14 protein-coding genes are annotated in these 16,113 nt (G+C 74.1%); 12 read left to right on the forward strand and 2 right to left on the reverse strand.

The features are described from left to right. The first annotated feature begins 26 nt into the window (after positions 1-26). The 6 genes from BCAV_RS04830 to BCAV_RS04855 all read left to right on the forward strand — a co-directional run bounded on the left by BCAV_RS04830 (position 27) and on the right by BCAV_RS04855 (position 6,906). The gene (locus BCAV_RS04830) at positions 27-1,136 is read left to right on the forward strand and encodes a tryptophan 2,3-dioxygenase family protein (RefSeq protein ID WP_012726001.1); all 1,110 of its coding nucleotides are present in this window, start codon (positions 27-29) and stop codon (positions 1,134-1,136) included. After that, on the forward strand, positions 1,133-2,311 hold the full coding sequence (locus BCAV_RS04835) for an aminotransferase class V-fold PLP-dependent enzyme (RefSeq protein ID WP_012726002.1): 1,179 nt from the start codon (positions 1,133-1,135) through the stop codon (positions 2,309-2,311). Before BCAV_RS04830 ends, BCAV_RS04835 begins: the two co-directional genes overlap by 4 nt. A 79-nt stretch (positions 2,312-2,390) precedes the next feature. After that, positions 2,391-4,502, forward strand: coding sequence for a HelD family protein (locus BCAV_RS04840; RefSeq protein ID WP_012726003.1), 2,112 nt, complete (start codon positions 2,391-2,393; stop codon positions 4,500-4,502). 28 nt (positions 4,503-4,530) lie between these two features. Beyond that, entirely contained in the window at positions 4,531-5,130 is a 600-nt protein-coding gene (locus tag BCAV_RS04845) for a GNAT family N-acetyltransferase (RefSeq protein ID WP_012726004.1), read from the forward strand. Positions 5,131-5,134: 4 nt separating this feature from the next. Further along, positions 5,135-5,614, forward strand: coding sequence for a GNAT family N-acetyltransferase (locus BCAV_RS04850; RefSeq protein ID WP_012726005.1), 480 nt, complete (start codon positions 5,135-5,137; stop codon positions 5,612-5,614). A gap of 77 nt (positions 5,615-5,691) precedes the next feature. Next, a complete protein-coding gene (locus BCAV_RS04855) occupies positions 5,692-6,906 on the forward strand; it encodes a PQQ-dependent sugar dehydrogenase (RefSeq protein ID WP_012726006.1) in 1,215 nt (404 codons plus the stop codon). Positions 6,907-6,917: 11 nt separating this feature from the next. Here BCAV_RS04855 and BCAV_RS04860 read toward each other — a convergent pair whose 3' ends face one another. Continuing rightward, positions 6,918-7,478 carry a hypothetical protein gene (locus BCAV_RS04860; protein WP_012726007.1) on the reverse strand — a complete coding sequence of 187 codons (561 nt, stop codon included), beginning with the start codon at positions 7,476-7,478 and terminating at the stop codon, positions 6,918-6,920. A gap of 429 nt (positions 7,479-7,907) precedes the next feature. Between BCAV_RS04860 and BCAV_RS04865 the strand changes: the two genes are divergently transcribed. Further along, positions 7,908-9,755 (forward strand): MMPL family transporter, encoded by a 1,848-nt coding sequence (locus BCAV_RS04865; protein ID WP_083769952.1) that lies wholly within the window; start codon positions 7,908-7,910, stop codon positions 9,753-9,755. Here the strand turns inward: BCAV_RS04865 and BCAV_RS04870 are convergent. Beyond that, positions 9,741-10,352 (reverse strand): MarR family winged helix-turn-helix transcriptional regulator, encoded by a 612-nt coding sequence (locus BCAV_RS04870; RefSeq protein ID WP_012726009.1) that lies wholly within the window; start codon positions 10,350-10,352, stop codon positions 9,741-9,743. The genes BCAV_RS04865 and BCAV_RS04870 overlap by 15 nt on opposite strands. Before the next feature lie 61 nt (positions 10,353-10,413). On the opposite strand from BCAV_RS04870, the gene idi reads away from it, so the two are divergent. From idi to BCAV_RS04895, 5 genes are all read left to right on the forward strand, one after another. Further along, positions 10,414-10,989, forward strand: coding sequence for an isopentenyl-diphosphate Delta-isomerase (gene idi / locus BCAV_RS04875; RefSeq protein ID WP_012726010.1), 576 nt, complete (start codon positions 10,414-10,416; stop codon positions 10,987-10,989). Positions 10,990-11,006: 17 nt separating this feature from the next. Further along, a complete protein-coding gene (locus tag BCAV_RS04880; RefSeq protein WP_187292850.1) occupies positions 11,007-12,086 on the forward strand; it encodes a polyprenyl synthetase family protein in 1,080 nt (359 codons plus the stop codon). 68 nt (positions 12,087-12,154) lie between these two features. Further along, a complete protein-coding gene (gene metG, locus BCAV_RS04885) occupies positions 12,155-13,999 on the forward strand; it encodes a methionine--tRNA ligase (RefSeq protein WP_012726012.1) in 1,845 nt (614 codons plus the stop codon). Between the two features lie 18 nt (positions 14,000-14,017). Beyond that, on the forward strand, positions 14,018-14,929 hold the full coding sequence (locus BCAV_RS04890) for a TatD family hydrolase (protein WP_012726013.1): 912 nt from the start codon (positions 14,018-14,020) through the stop codon (positions 14,927-14,929). 100 nt (positions 14,930-15,029) lie between these two features. Next, positions 15,030-16,109: a resuscitation-promoting factor gene (locus BCAV_RS04895; RefSeq protein ID WP_012726014.1), complete on the forward strand. Its 1,080-nt coding sequence runs from the start codon at positions 15,030-15,032 to the stop codon at positions 16,107-16,109. Positions 16,110-16,113: the final 4 nt, after the last annotated feature.

The following is a 16,113-nucleotide window of genomic DNA, read 5'->3' on the forward strand; positions in this document are numbered from 1 at the left end:
GACCACGGCACGAACAGGCGGATGCGATGACTGAGAGGCGACCCTCGGCGGAGGCCGGGGCGCTGTACTACTGGGACTACCTGGGCCTCGACGCCCTGCTGAGCGCCCAGCAGCCCCGGAGCGACCTCGACGGCGAGCCGGCGCACGACGAGCTGCTCTTCATCGTCGTGCACCAGGCGTACGAGCTGTGGTTCAAGCAGATCCTCCACGAGCTCGACGAGGTGGTCGCCATCTTCAGCGCCGACGTCGTGCCGGCGAAGGAGATGGGCCGGGTGGTCGATCGCCTCCGCCGGGTCGTCGCGATCCAGCGGCTCCTGCTCGAGCAGCTCACCGTGCTGGAGACGATGACACCGCTGGACTTCCTGGACTTCCGCGACGCCCTCGTGCCGGCCTCCGGCTTCCAGAGCGTGCAGTTCCGGCTCATCGAGAACCGGCTCGGGCTGGACGCGGCACGCCGGCTGCAGATCCACGGCGCGCCCTACACGGCGGTGCTCTCTGCGGAGCACGCGGCACTGCTCGCGGACTCCGAGGCTGCGCCGTCCCTGCGCACGTGCGTGGATCGCTGGCTCTCCCGCACCCCGTACCTGCGGTTCGGGACGTTCGACTTCTGGTCCTCCTACGCCGGGTCGGTCGAGGCGATGCTGGACGGCGAGCGTGCCACGGTCCGGCAGCTGGCGAGCCTCACCGACGCGGGCCGCGCCGAGCAGCTCGAGGCGCTGGACCGGACCGCCGACGAGTTCGCCACGCTGTTCGACGCCGAGCGGTACGAGGAGCTGCGGAGCCGGGGGCAGCGGCACCTGTCGCAGGACGCCTTCCTCGCGGCGCTGCTCCTCAGCCTGTACCGGGACGAGCCGCTGTTCCAGCTGCCGTTCCGCCTGCTCACCGCCCTGGTCGAGATCGACGAGGGCTTCACGACGTGGCGGCAGCGGCACGCCCTCATGGTGCACCGGATGATCGGGGGTCGGACCGGCACCGGCGGGACGTCGGGGCACGCGTACCTGGCGGCGGCCGCGCGGCGGCACCGCGTCTTCGGTGACCTGTTCGACCTGCCGACGTTCCTCCTGCCCCGCTCCGCGCTGCCCGCGCTGCCCGACGCCGTCGCGCACCAGCTGCGATTCGCGAGCGAGGCGGGATGACGGGCGGCGCGGCGGCGCTCAAGGCCCACTTCGGGCGCGCCCTCGCGTCCGACGATCGGCTGCACGTCGCGGCGCACAGCCACCATCCGTGGCCCGACGTCACCCGCGACGCGCACCTGGCGGCCTGGGACCTGGCGGCCGCGCAGCTGGACGACAAGTGGGACACGATCCTGCGCACCGTGGTCCCGGAGGCGCAGGGGCACGTGGCGCGCAGGCTGGGCCTGCGCGACCCCGCCACCGTGGCGTTCGCCCCGAACACCCACGAGCTGCTCGTCCGCATCACCTCGGCCCTTCCGCGCCCGTTCCGCGTGCTCACGACGGACGCGGAGTTCCACAGCGCCGCGCGACAGCTCGCGCGGTGGGAGGAGGCCGGCGTCGCGCACGTGGACCGCGTCCCGGCCGAGTCCTTCGCGACGTTCCCGGAGCGGTTCGTCGCCGCCATGCGCCCGGAGCACGGCCTGGTGCTCGTCAGCCACGTGTTCTTCGACTCCGGGTACGTGGTGCCCGACCTCGCCCAGCTCGTGGACGCGGTGCCGAGCCCGGACGCGCTCGTCGTCGTCGACGGGTACCACGCGTTCATGGCCGTGCCCACCGACCTCGGCGCGATCGCCTCCCGCGCCTTCTACCTCGCCGGCGGGTACAAGTACGCGATGGCCGGCGAGGGGGCGTGCTTCGCCCACGCGCCCGCCGGGTACGCGACCCGGCCGGTGGACACCGGGTGGTTCGCGGCGTTCGGCGCCCTGGCCGACGCCGGGGACGGGCGGGTCGGGTACCCGGCCGACGCCGGTCGGCTCGCCGGCTCGACCACCGACCCGTCCGGGCTGTTCCGGTTCAACGCGGTGCAGCGCTGGCTGGACGGGCTCGGCGTCGACGTGCCGGCGATCCATGCCCACGTCGGCGCGCTCCAGACGAGGCTCCTCGCGGCGCTCGACGCCGAGCCGCTCGCCGCCCTGCCGGTCACGAGCCTCGTCCCGGGGCGCCAGGTGCCCGATCGCGGCCACTTCCTCACGTTCCGCACCGACCGCGCGCCCGAGGTGGAGGCGGCGCTGGCGGCGCGCGGCGTCGTCGCCGACCGGCGCGGGGAACGGCTGCGCCTCGGGTTCGGCGTGTATCACGACGACGACGACGTCGACCGGCTCGCCGCCGAGCTCGCCATCGTCGCGCGGCACGCGTAGGCAGCGCCGGGAACAACCGCGGTCGGCCGGGCGTTGGTGCTTCCTGCCGCCCGCCGTACAACGTACGAAATGAGGTTCCGTGCGCCCCGAGCACACCACGACCACCCGCGCCGTCGCCGAGGAGCAGTCGTTCCTGGACCGCGCCGCCGACCGCCACCGGCAGCTGCTGATCCGCCTCGACGGCGAGCTGACCCACGCCTCGTCGCGTGATGCGACGGAGCGAGCTCGCCACGCCGTGCTGCGCAGGCGCCGGGCCGAGCTCGCCGGCGGCGAGCGCGGACTCGTGTTCGGCCGGCTCGACGGGCTCGACGGGACCTCGCGCCGCATCGGCCGGGTCGGGCTGCCGGGCGTGGACGACGACGAGCCGCTCGTCGTCGACTGGCGCGCCCCCGCGGCGCACGCGTTCTACACCGCCACTCCGCTCGACCCGCAGGGACTCACCCGCCGCCGGCACATCCGCACCGAGGGTGCTCGCGTGGTCGCGGTCGACGACGAGGAGCTCGCCGGTGCGGCAGGCGCCGACGGCGGCGACCTCGTGGGCGAGGGTGCGCTGCTCGCCGCGCTCGACGAGCGGCGCACGGGACGGATGGGGACCGCCGTCGCCACCCTCCAGCGGGAGCAGGACGCGATCGTGCGGGCGGGCGCGGAGGGCCCGCTCGTCGTCCAGGGAGGACCCGGCACCGGCAAGACGGTGGTCGCGCTGCACCGGGTCGCCTACCTGCTGTTCACGCAGCCCCAGCTCGCCGAGCGCGGTGTCCTCGTGCTCGGGCCGTCCCGGCGGTTCCTCGACTACATCGGGCAGGTGCTTCCGGCGCTCGGGGAGACCGCCGTCGTGTCCGCGACCTGCGAGACCCTGCTCGCCGGCGTCCGGGTCGAGCGCGCGGAGTCCCGGGAGCTCGCCGAGATCAAGGGTCGGGCCGTGTGGCAGGGCGCGCTGACGGCGTACGTCGAGCAGCTCGTGCCCGAGGCCGGTGACCTCTCGCTGACGTTCGACGGCGAGACGTACGTCCTCCCGGAGGCCCAGATCGGTGCGGCGCTGCGTGCCGCCCGCAGCGGAGGGCAGCCGTATCACGCCGCGCGCCGGCACGTCGTCGAGACGGTGCTCGGCCTGCTCGCCGACGCCGTCGCCGACCGGAGTGCGCAGCTGCTCGCTCAGGCGGAGGAGGGGTTCGAGGACGTGCTGGGCCGGCTGGATGCCCAGCTCGCCCGCGCCGACGACCGCGGCGCACGCAGCGGCGTGACGGGGTCGGAGGTCGACGGCGTGATGTCGGACGACGACGTCGACGAGCTGCGCGAGCGCCTGGGCGAGGACCGCGCCGTCGCGGCGGCCCTGGCGGTGTGGTGGCCGACGCTGGACGCCGGTCGCACGCTCGCCCGGTTCCTGCACGACGAGGCCCTGCTCGGCGAGCTCGTCCGCGGCCTCAGCGACGCGGAGCGGCGCGCCGTCGCGGCGGAGCCCGGTGGCTGGTCCGCCGGGGACGTCGCGCTGCTCGACGCCGTCGCTGACCTGCTCGGGGACGTGGCGGAGCCGGACGAGCAGGGCGAGTTCCTGGCGGACACCGCCGCCGCGCGCCGCGACTGGGCGTACGGCCACGTCGTCGTCGACGAGGCCCAGGAGCTGTCCGCGATGCAGTGGCACATGGTCCTGCGCCGCTGCCCGACCCGGTCGATCACCGCCGTGGGCGACATCGACCAGGCCGAGGCGCCGCACCGGCACACCACCTGGGTCGAGGCCGTGGCGGTGCTCGGCGAGCGGTGCCGGCGCGCCGACCTCACGATCTGCTACCGCACCCCGCGCGAGGTGATGGCGCTCGTCGAGCCGGTGCTGCGTGCCGCCGGCAGCGCCACCGCGCCGCCGCGGGCCGTCCGGTCCTCCGGGCGGGAGCCGTGGCAGGTCCAGGCGCGTGAGGATGCGCTGGTCGACGTCGTCGCGGCGCGGGCGGGCGAGCTCGCCGAGCGGTACGCCGGCGGGCGCGTGGGCGTCGTCGCACCGGCGTCCCGGGCCTTGGAGCTGCGCCGCGCCCTCGACGGCGTCCCGGTGCTCACGGCTCTCGAGGCGAAGGGGCTGGAGTGGGACGCCGCGCTCGTCGTCGACCCGGACGGCATCGCCGCGCAGCCGCGGGGGTGGAACGGCCTCTACGTCGCCCTGACGCGCTGCACGCAGGAGCTCGGGCAGGTCGTGGTGCGCTGAGCGGGCGGTGGTGCGGCAGGCTGGACGCGTGAGCGACGGGGGATGGCAGCGGGTCGACGCCGGCGACGGCGTCCTGCTGCGGCGGGTGCGCGCCGCCGACGCCCCCGGTGTGCTCGCCGTGCACGGCGATCCGCGGGTGTACGCGCTCGACCCCCACGAGACGCACCGCGACCTCGCCCACTCGCGACGGTTCCTCGAGCCGATGCTCCGGCACTGGGCGCGTCACGGGTTCGGGTACTGGGCGGTGCTCGTCCCGCTGGACTGGTGGCCGGACGGGGTTCCCGGGACCAGGGCCGAGGAGGCGCCGGACGACGGGACGAGGGTGCACGCCGGTCTCGGCGGCCTGCAGCACTACCTGATGGCCGGCGAGCAGGTGCTCAACGTGTACGTGCGGTTCGCGCCGGCCACGCAGGGCCGCGGCCTCGCCAGGCGGGTGATCAACACGGCGGTACGGATGGCGCCGACGGTCGCACCCGGTCTCGACCTCGTGGTGCGGACCCGGCCGGCGAACGCGGCGACCCGTCGCGTGGCGGAGCGCGCCGGCTTCGTGGACGAGGGTCTCGAGCCGGGCACGACCGACATGGCCCTGCTGCGCCTGTCGGCACCCGTCGTCGATCCGGCCGGGTAGCGGGATGAGCCTCCAGATCACTCCGGCGAGCGCCGACGACGTCCCCGCGATGGCCGACCTCGCCGAGCGGCGTCGAGCGCGGTACGCGACCTACCAGCCGCGGTTCTGGAACCCGGCGCCCGACGCCCGCGAGCGGCACGAGCCGTTCCTGGCGTCGCTCGTGGCGGCCGACGACGGCGCGATCGTCCGCGTGGCTCGGCGCGGCCAGGAGGTGGCCGGGTTCGCGGTGGGGACCCTCGTGCCGCCACCGCCGGTGTACGCGCCGGGCGGTCCGGCGTGCCTCGTGGACGACTTCGCTGTCGCTGACGACGGGGAGTGGCCGACGGTGGGCGTGGACCTGCTGCGAGCGGTGACAACCGAGGCGCGGGCGCGCGGGGCCGTGCAGGTCGTGGTCGTGACGGCGCACCTGGACGAGCCGCGACGCGAGGCGCTGAGGGCGGCGGGCCTCACGCTGGGGTCCGAGTGGTGGGTCGGCGCCCTCTGACGCCTCGCCCGCCGAGCCGCAGGAGGCGCGGAGCGGCGACCCGATGCGGGCAGCACCGTCATGGGAGAGCCTGGGGCATGGGTGGTGCGCGGCTCGTCGACGTGCGGCGTGACCGGCGCGGACGCGCCGGGGCCTTCGGCAGGCGACGCCGCGCCGTCGTCAGCTCCGCCCTGATCGCCGTCGCGCTCACCGCGTGCGGCCCCCTCGCGCCCGGCCCGGGCGGCGACCCGGTGACCCCGGAGGCCACGACGTCGCAAGCAGAGCCGCCGTCGACCACTGCCGAGGCGCCGCCGCCCGTGGGCGACGTCGGCACGCCCGTCGACGTCGTCACCGGCCTCGACGCCCCGTGGGGAGTCGCGCTCCTGCCCGGCGGCGACGCCCTCGTCACGCTGCGCGACGAGGCCCGCGTGGTGCGCCTCGCTGCCGACGGCACCATGACCCGCCTCGACGCCGGCGGCCCGGACGGCACGGTCCCCGGCGTCGCCCCGCGCAGCGAGGCCGGCCTCCTCGGGATCGCCGTCGCCCCCGACGATCCGACCGACGTCTTCCTCTACCTCACGGCCACCGACGAGAACCGGGTCGTGCGCGCCCGGCTCGACGGCGACGCTCTCACCGACCTCACCACGATCGTCGACGGCATCCCGGCCGACTCGACCCACAACGGCGGCCGCCTCGCGTTCGGCCCGGACGGCTTCCTGTACGTCACCACCGGCGACGCGCAGATCCGCCCGAACGCGCAGGACCTCGACTCCCTCGGCGGCAAGATCCTGCGCGTCACGCACGACGGCGCCGCCGCGCCGGGCAACCCGTTCGACACCCGCGTGTGGAGCTACGGGCATCGCAACGTCCAGGGCATCGGGTGGACCGACGGCGGCGTCATGTACGCCAGCGAGTTCGGCCAGAACGCGCTCGACGAGGTGAACCGCATCGAGCCCGGCGGCAACTACGGCTGGCCCGAGGTCGAGGGCGGCGGGGGCACCGACCGAGGATTCGTCGACCCGGTGGTGACGTGGCCGACGTCCGACGCCTCACCGAGCGGTCTCGCCGTCACCGCCCACGGGGTGTGGGTCGCCGCGCTGCGTGGCGAACGCCTGTGGTTCCTTCCCTTCACGGGGGCCGACGACGACGGCGTGGGTCCGCCGCGGGAGCTCCTCACCTCGGAGCTGGGTCGGCTCCGGCACGTGCTGGCCGTCGACCCCGACACGCTCTGGCTCGTCACGAACAACACGGACGGCCGCGGCGACCCGCGCGCCGGGGACGACCGGATCGCCGCCGTCGACCTCGGGCCTTGAGCGCGATCGCGTCACGGCGCCCCGAGGATCGGTGCCGCTGGCGCCCACGCGACCTCGACCACGTCCGTGAGGTCGTCCGGCCCCGCCACGATGGCCAGCGCTCCCTCGCGTGTGCTGACGAACGCGGCACACCCGTCGACCCGGGCGACGGCGCGCCGCTGCGGCGAGTCGCCGACGTCGAGCTCCGCGCCCTCGGCGAGCTCCCACGCATGGTCGACGACGGTGCCGCTCACCGCGTTGAGCAGCGTCTCGCCGGCGCGGCGCGTCAGGGCGTCGGCAAGGTGCTGCCGGAGCAGGAACACGACTCCGATCCGGTGCGCAGCGACGGCGAACATCGTCTCCACGGCGATGACGCCGGGCACGAGCATCGCCTCGTAGCAGCGCCGCACGCCGAGCGTCTCCTGCTGCTCCACGCCGTCGACGACGTCGGGCCCGAGGAACGAGTCCTCGAGGAGGTTGAGGACGAGCCAGTCGGGCCCGGCGAGATGTGCCGCGGGAACGGTGAACCGCGCGCAGAGGTCCTGCACGCGGCGCCGGTCGTCGTCGGCGTCCGCTCCGGATCTGGCCTGCACCCTCGCCTCCGGCCGGGCCGTCGCGGCACGCCGACGTGCCGCGGGTGCCGACCATCATCCCGTGCGACGCGCCGTCACGAAAGGGCATGCTTGCTCCTCCGACCGCGTCGCGGCAGAGCCCCCGAACCAGCTAGGCTCCTCTCTAACCTGGTGTGCAAGTAACGAAGCGAAGGATTTCTGTGGCTCTCATCGCGCGTCTCGTCAGCGGAGCTCGCGCCAGCTGGCTCGTCATCGTCGCCGGACTGCTGCTGACCGGGGCGGTGTTCGCTCTCACCCCGGCGTCGGAGTCAGAGGCGTACCCCGAGTCCGGACTCCCGGAGGACGTGGAGTCCGCCCGGGTAGCCGAGCTTCTCGAAGGCTTCCCGTCAGCCGAGACGACCGTCGCCGTCGTCGTCTACTCGAGCGACGACCCCCCTCGACGAGGGCCTCCTGGTCGACCGCGCTGCCGCCCTCGCCGACCTCTCGACGACGCCCCAGGCTGTCGTCCCGCAGCCGTCCGAGGACTCCACGGCCGCGCTCGTCGCCGTCCCGCTCGAGGCCGCGGCCGTGGAGGAGGACCTCTCCGGGACAGCGGACGAGCTCCGGACGACGGCCTCGGACGGCGTTCCGGAGGGTGTCGACGTCTACCTCACGGGTGCCGTCGGATTCCAGGACGACATCACGAACGCCTTCGCCGGAGCTGACGTCCGCCTGCTCGTCATCACCGCGAGCATCGTGGCCCTGCTCCTCATCGTCACCTACCGCAGCCCGGTCCTCTGGCTCGTGCCGCTCGCCGTCGTCGGGACCGCCGACGGCATCGCGCGCGTCGGCGCCGTCGCCGCGGCAGAGGCGCTCGGGTTCATTGTGGACGCCTCGATCGGCGGGATCCTCTCGGTGCTGGTCTTCGGGGCAGGCACGAACTACGCGCTCCTGCTCGTCGCGCGCTACCGCGAGGAGCTGCACCGCACCGACGACCGCTTCGAGGCCATGGGGGTCGCCGTCCGGCGCGCCGGGCCGGCGATCCTGGCGAGCGGGAGCACCGTCATCCTCAGCCTGCTCGCCCTGATGCTGGCGGACCTCGGGGGGACGAGGGCGCTGGGCGTCACCTGCGCGATCGGCATCGCGGTCGCCATGCTCTTCGCCCTCACCGTGCTCCCGGCGGCGCTCGTCGTGTGCGGGCGCGGGCTGTTCTGGCCGTTCGTCCCCCGGGTCGTCGACGGCGCCGACGAGAAGGGCGGCGTGTGGGACCGCATCGCACGGTCCGTCGCGCGCCGGCCCGCGCTCGTGGCCACGGTCGCCGGACTCGGAGTGGCGGTCCTGGGTCTTGGCCTCGTCGGGTCGAGCGTCGGGCTGTCGCAGACGCAGCAGCTCGTCGGCGACCCGGAGTCCGTGCAGGGCCAGGAGGTCATCGAGGAGAACTTCTCGCCCGGCACGACGTCTCGCACGACGGTTCTCGCACCCGACGCCGCGGCCGACGACGCCCTCGCCGTCGCCGAGTCCGTTCCCGGCGTCATCGACCCAGCTCCCGGAGAGAGTGCCGACGGGTGGACGCAGATCACGCTCGCCGTCGACGCCGCACCCCAGAGCGACGAGGCGTTCGCGGTGATCACCGACCTGCGCGAGGCCTATGCAGGGGCGCCGGAGCCGACGTCGGACTCTCTCGTCGGCGGTCCCGACGCCACGGCGCTCGACACGACGACGACGGCGGAGCGCGACCAGCGCACCGTGATCCCGGTGATCTTCGGCATCGTCTTCCTGATCCTCGTGGTGCTCCTGCGCGCGCTCGTCGCGCCGGTGCTGCTCATCGCGACGGTGCTGCTCACGTACGTCGGGAGCATGGGCCTGGGGAGCCTCGTGTTCCGGTACGTCCTGGACATCCCGGCGTTCGACACGACAGTCGTGCTCTACGCGTTCCTGTTCCTCGTGGCGCTCGGGGTGGACTACAACATCTTCCTCGTCACGCGGGCGCGCGAGGAGGCGCGCGCGAGCGGCACGCGGGAGGGCATGATCCGCGCGGTGAGCTCCACCGGTGGCGTGATCACGAGCGCCGGAATCCTGCTCGCCGCCGTGTTCGCCGTCCTGGGCGTGCTGCCCGTGATCGCGCTGCTGCAGATCGGGATCATCGTGTGCGTCGGCGTGCTGCTCGACACGCTCGTGGTCCGCACGCTGCTCGTCCCGGCCCTGGCCGGGGTTCTCGGCGAGCGGTTCTGGTGGCCGGGCCGGGTCGGCGAGCGCGGGTCTGGGCGGGAGGGACGCGTGGGAGCCCACGCGATGGCCGAGGGCTCAGCGGGTCGGTGACGAAGGCGGCTGTGCGCCGTGCTGGTCCGGACCCGCGTCGGGTGCGTCCGCGGTCGTCGGGGGATCGTCGCCGCTGAGGTCGCGCAGGAACCGGACGACCGTCTCCCGCTCGTCGGGAGTGAGGCGTGCCGCGGCCTCGAACCGCCGGGCGTGGGTGCGCCCGACCGTGTCGCGGACCTGTTCGTGCGTGCTCTGCGTGATGGTGACGACGAGCGCGCGCCGGTCGGTCGGGTGCGGGCCCCGCTCCACGTGGCCGGCGGCCGAGAGGCGGTCCAGCAGCTTCGTGGTCGCCGCCGACGAGATGTTGAGGTGCTCGGCCAGCATCCCGGGCGTCACGGCGATGCCCTGGTTCTTCGCGGCGACGAGGAAGCGCAGGGCGCGCATGTCCGTCTCGCCGAGCTTCATGTGGTCACGCGAGGCGAGGCTGATCCGCTGCTCGGTCTCCCGCCAGCCGCGGATCGCCGTCAGCACGCGGACGACCTGGGTGATCTCGGCCTCGTCCATCCCGGCATGGCTCACGACCTCCTGCCCTGGGTCGATCACACGCGGATCGAGCAGGGCGGAGGGAGGGATGTCGTCGCGGCGGCCGTCAGCCATGTCGGTAGCGTAGCCAGTCGGCTAAATGCATACTTGTCTACTAACTCGCTCAGTTAGATAGATGGGATGCCACGTGGCCACAGACGACGACGTCGTCCTCCTCGACGCGACCGGCGCACCCTCGGGGTCGGCTCCTCGGAGCGCGGTGCACGGTGCGGCGACCCCGCTCCATCTGGCCTTCTCGTGCCACGTCCAGGACGCCGCGGGGCGCGTGCTCGTGACCCGGCGCGCGCTGGGCAAGCGGACGTGGCCCGGCGTCTGGACCAACGCCGTCTGCGGGCACCCCCGTCCGGGTGAGCGCGTGGGCGACGCGGTGGTCCGGCGCGCCCGTGAGGAGCTCGGGGCGCATCTCGGGGGCCTACGACTCGTGCTGCCGGAGTTCCGCTATCGCGCGGTGGACGCCTCCGGCGTGGTCGAGAACGAGGTCTGCCCGGTGTACGTCGCACGGCTCGAGGGCGACCTGCGCCCGGACCCCGCCGAGGTGATGGAGGTGACCTGGGCCGAGCCCACGGAGCTCGGCGAGGCGATCCGGCTCGCGCCGTGGGCGTTCAGCCCGTGGCTCGTGCTCCAGGCGCGGGAGCTGGAGCTCCTGGGCGGGAGGGTCGACGTCGGCGCGTCGGCGGGTGGTCGCTCGTGACGGCGGCGGCGCCCTCGTTGACCGGGTCGGTGGATCTCGCGGCGGTCGAGGCTCACCTGGACGGTGCCCTCGCCGAGCGGGCGGCGCTGACGTCCGACGGCGGCGCAGCGGTCGGGAGCTGGTGGCGTGCCGTGCGCGAGGCCTGTCGCGGCGGGAAGCGCGTGCGCCCTGCGCTGGTGCTCGCGGCGTTCCACGGGCTGCGCGACGACGCCGGCCCCGGTCACGAGGAGGGCGATCCCGACGGCGGCGCGGCGGTGCAGGTGGCCGCCGCGTTCGAGCTCCTGCACGCGGCGTTCCTCCTGCACGACGACGTCATCGACGGTGATCTCGTCCGCCGGGGCCGACCGAATCTCATCGCCGAGCTCGCCGAGGCCGCGCACACGGACGGCGTCGGGTCGTCTCCCGCGCACGAGTGGGGGACGGCGGCGGCCGTGCTCGCCGGCGACGTCCTCATCCACGCCGCGCTCCATGCCGTCGCGACGGCCGACGTCCCGGCCGAGCCGCGTCGTGAGCTGCTCGAGCTCGTCGACAGGTGCCTCGTGCGGACGGTGGCCGGCGAGGTGGCCGACGTCGCCTACGCCGCGCGCGTCGAGGTTCCCCGGCTGCCCGACGTCCTGCGGATGACGAGCTGGAAGACGGCCGCCTACTCGTGCGAGGCGCCGCTCGTGGCGGGGGCGATCCTCGCCGGGGCGGCCCCGGGCGCGCGGGCGGCGCTCGCCGACGTCGGTCGAGCCGTCGGCGCCGCCTACCAGCTGCGCGACGACGTGCTGGGCACGTTCGGGGACGAGCTGGTGACGGGCAAGAGCACCTCGAGCGACCTTCGCGGCGGCAAGGTCACCGCCCTCGTCGCCTACGCGCGCCACACCGACCACGCGGCCGAGCTGGACGCCCTGCTGGCCCTTCCGGCACCGGGCGCCGCCGAGATCGAGGCGATGCGCACGGTCCTCGTGCGCAGCGGGGCGCTGGACCTCGTGGAACAGCTCATCGACGACCTGCTGCGGTCCGCGCTGGAGGCGCTCGCCGGGGCGGAGCTGCCCCCCGAGCTGCGGGAGTACCTCGGCTCCGTCGCGCGGACGGCCGCGGCGCCGCAGCGCTAGCCGGACGCGCACCCTGGGCGCCGCCCGGCTGCGAAGCGGGATCGTGGCGCTCACTAGACTCGGGCCCCGTGAGCCACATCCTCTCCGCTGTCGCCTGGCCGTACACGAACGGCCCGCGGCACATCGGTCACGTCGCCGGGTTCGGCGTTCCCTCCGACGTCTTCAGCCGGTACATGCGGATGGCGGGCCACGACGTGCTCATGGTGTCGGGCACCGACGAGCACGGGACGCCGATCCTCGTGCTCGCCGAGCAGGAGGGGGTGACGCCGCAGGAGCTCACGGACCGTTACAACCGGGTCATCGTCGACGACCTCGCGAACCTGGGCCTGTCCTACGACCTGTTCACCCGGACGACGACGCGCAACCACTACGCCGTCGTGCAGGAGATGTTCCGCACGGTCCACAAGAACGGCTACATGGTCGAGCAGACCACGATGGGCGCCATCTCGCCGTCGACCGGGCGCACGCTCCCGGACCGGTACATCGAGGGCACGTGTCCGATCTGCGGCTACGACGGCGCTCGCGGCGACCAGTGCGACAACTGCGGCAACCAGCTCGACGCCGTCGACCTCATCAACCCACGGAGCCGGATCAACGGCGAGAAGCCGACGTTCATCGAGACGCAGCACTTCTTCCTCGACCTGCCCGCCCTCGCTGACGCGCTCGGTGCGTGGTTGCGCACCCGCACGCACTGGCGCCCGAACGTCCTCAACTTCTCGCTGAACCTCCTCGACGACCTCCGTCCCCGGGCCATGACCCGCGACATCGACTGGGGCATCCCGGTCCCGCTCCCGGGCTGGGAGGACAACCCCGCCAAGCGGCTGTACGTGTGGTTCGACGCCGTCATCGGCTACCTCTCGGCGAGCATCGAGTGGGCGCGCCGCCAGGAGCTCGCCGCCGGCGGCGCTGGCACGCCGGACGCCGAGGCGTGGCGTGCGTGGTGGAACCCAACGCCCGGGCTCGACCAGCAGTCGTACTACTTCATGGGCAAGGACAACATCACGTTCCACTCGCAGATCTGGCCGGCGGAGCTCCTCGGCTACGCGGGGAAGGGCAGCCGCGGCGGCGAGCCCGGCATCTACGGGGAGCTGAACCTCCCGACCGAGGTGGTCTCCAGCGAGTTCCTGACGACGGAGGGCAAGCAGTTCTCGACGTCGCGCGGCGTCGTCGTCTACGTGCGGGACATGCTCGCCCGCTACCAGCCCGACGCCCTGCGCTACTTCATCGCCGTCGCCGGCCCGGAGAGCTCCGACTCCGACTTCACCTGGTCGGAGTTCAAGCGACGCACGAACGACGAGCTCGTCGCCGGCTGGGGCAACCTCGTCAACCGGACCGCGACGATGGTCCACAAGAACTTCGGTGCCGTCCCCGAGCCGGGGGAGCGCCTCGCCGTCGACGAGGCGGTGCTGGCGACGACGCGCGCCGGCTTCGCGCAGGTCGGCCGGCTCCTCGAGACGCAACGGCAGCGGGCCGCCGTCACCGAGGCGATGCGGGTCGTCGGCGAGGTCAACAAGTACGTCTCGGAGACCGAGCCGTGGAAGCTGAAGACCGACCGCGACCGGCTCGCCACCGTGCTGCACACCGCCACGCAGGCCGTGGCGGACTGCAACGTGCTCCTCGCCCCGTTCCTGCCGCACGCCGCGCAGGAGATCCACTCCGCGCTCGGCGGCACGGGAACGCTCGCGCCGCAGCCGCGCGTGGACGAGGTGACGGATCTCGACGACGCGAGCCGCAGCTACCCGATCATCACGGGGGACTACGTGCGGGGCGAGACGCTCGCTCCCTGGGAGAGCGCCGCCGTCGTGGCCGGGACCCCGATCGAGAAGCCTTCGCCGGTCTTCACGAAGCTCGACGACGCGATCGTCGAGGAGGAGCTCGAGCGGATGCGCGCCGGCGCCGCCGAGCGGGCGTGAGGACCGCGTGACGTCGTCGTGAGCACGAGACCGCGCGAGCGCGGCTGGCCGCCCGCGCCCGGGCCGCTGCGGGTGGCCGTCGTGGACAACCACACGCACCTCGACGCGATCGCCGGCGTGCTCCCGGCGGGGGAGGCGGCGCCGTCCGTCGCGGACGAGCTCGCCCGCGCGGCGGCCGTCGGCGTCGACGCCCTGGTCCAGATCGGGTGCGACCTCGACGCCGCGCCGTGGTCGGTCGACGTCGCGCGCGCGCACCGGGCCGTCGTCGCCGGCGTCGCGATCCACCCGAACGAGGCGGTGCTGCACGCGGGCGTCCGCGAGGTGGCACCCGACGGGCTGGAACCCGACCCGCAGCCGCGCCACGAGGTCGGCCTGGACGAGGCGATCGCCCGGATCGCCGACCTCGCACGGGACGCGCGGGTGCGGGTCGTGGGCGAGACAGGGCTGGACTTCTTCCGCGCCGGTGACGCGGGCCGCGCCGCGCAACGGGAGTCGTTCCGCGCGCACATCGCTCTCGCGAAGGAGCTCGGCCTGCCCCTGCAGATCCACGACCGCGACGCGCACCAGGACGTGCTCGACGTGCTGGACGCCGACGGCGCCCCGGACGTCACCGTCTTCCACTGCTTCTCCGGCGACGCCGCGTTCGCGCGGGTCTGCGCGGAGCGGGGCTGGTACCTCTCGTTCGCCGGGCCGGTCACGTTCCGGGCGAACGACGCCCTGCGCGACGCCGTCGCGAGCGTGCCGCTGCGCCAGATCCTCGTCGAGACGGATGCGCCGTTCCTCACACCGCACCCGTACCGCGGACGTCCGAACGCCCCCTACCTGCTGCCGCACACCGTGCGGATGATCGCGCAGGTCAGGCGGGAGGAGGCGGACGACGTCGCGGCGGCCGTGGCGGCGACCTCCGCCCGGCTGTACGGCCCGTGGTGAGCGCGCGGGACGCCGTCGACGTTTCCGCTGAGGTCACGGATCGGTTACGGTCGAGGCTCCGTGGGTCGATCGACCCGCGTGGGAGACGGATGGAGCGCCGGTGACGTCAGGGATCGAGCGGGACGAGGCCGTGTTCGACGACGGCGCCGCCACCGCCGATCCGGGCCGGCGCCTGACCCGGCGCCAGCGGCGCGAGCAGACAGCGGCCCGCGGCCGGCGTCGTGTGCGCCACGCGGTCAACGGGGCCGTCGTCCTCGCGCTCGTCGGGGGCACGGGTGCCTTCGCGCTCGTCCAGGACGACGTCGCGCCCGAGGACGTCACGTCCGCGCTGTTCGCGGCGGACGACGTCCCCGCCGACGCCGCCGCCCTCACCCACCTCTCGCCGTGGGCCTCTCGTGGTGACGAGCGCCCCGACCTCGAGGCCGGCGAAGGCGTCGCTCTGACGATCGTCGCCGACGGCGAGACCCTCGAGCTGCGCACGGCGGCGGACACCGTCGGCGAGGCGCTCGCACAGGCGGGCATCGTCGTCGGCTGGGAGGACGAGGTCTCCGTCGAGCTGGCGTCCGCCCCCGTCGACGGCGGCGAGGTGCGGGTGGTCCGCGTCACGTACGAGTCGGTGACGGCCGAGGAGGCGACGGCGTTCGAGACCGAGGAGCGTGAGGACTCGGGTCTCGCGAGCGGGAACCGCGAGGTCGTGCAGGAGGGGGCCGACGGGCTCGCCCGCACCACCTACCGCGTGCGCTACGTCGACGGCGTCGAGGAGAGCCGCGAGATCCAGGTCCAGGCCACGCTCACCGAGCCCGTCACGGAGATCGTGCGGGTCGGCACGGGCAGCAGCGGCTCCGGCGGGACGACGTCGCCCCCGGTGGTCTACGACGGCACGGACCCGCGCGCGATCGCCCTCGAGATGGTCGCCGCGCGTGGCTGGAGCGACGCCGAGTTCCAGTGCCTCGACGCCCTGTGGACGCGCGAGAGCAACTGGAACCCGTACGCCCAGAACCCGAGCTCCGGCGCGTACGGCATCCCGCAGTCGCTGCCCGGCTCGAAGATGGCCACGGCCGGCGCCGACTGGCAGACCAACCCGGCGACCCAGATCACGTGGGGCCTGAACTACATCGCCGGCAGGTACGGCACGCCGTGCGGGGCCTGGGGTCACTCGGAGTCCGTCGGCTGGTACTGACGGG

The sequence above is a fragment of the Beutenbergia cavernae DSM 12333 genome, assembly GCF_000023105.1.
GTDB classification, from domain to species: domain Bacteria; phylum Actinomycetota; class Actinomycetes; order Actinomycetales; family Beutenbergiaceae; genus Beutenbergia; species Beutenbergia cavernae.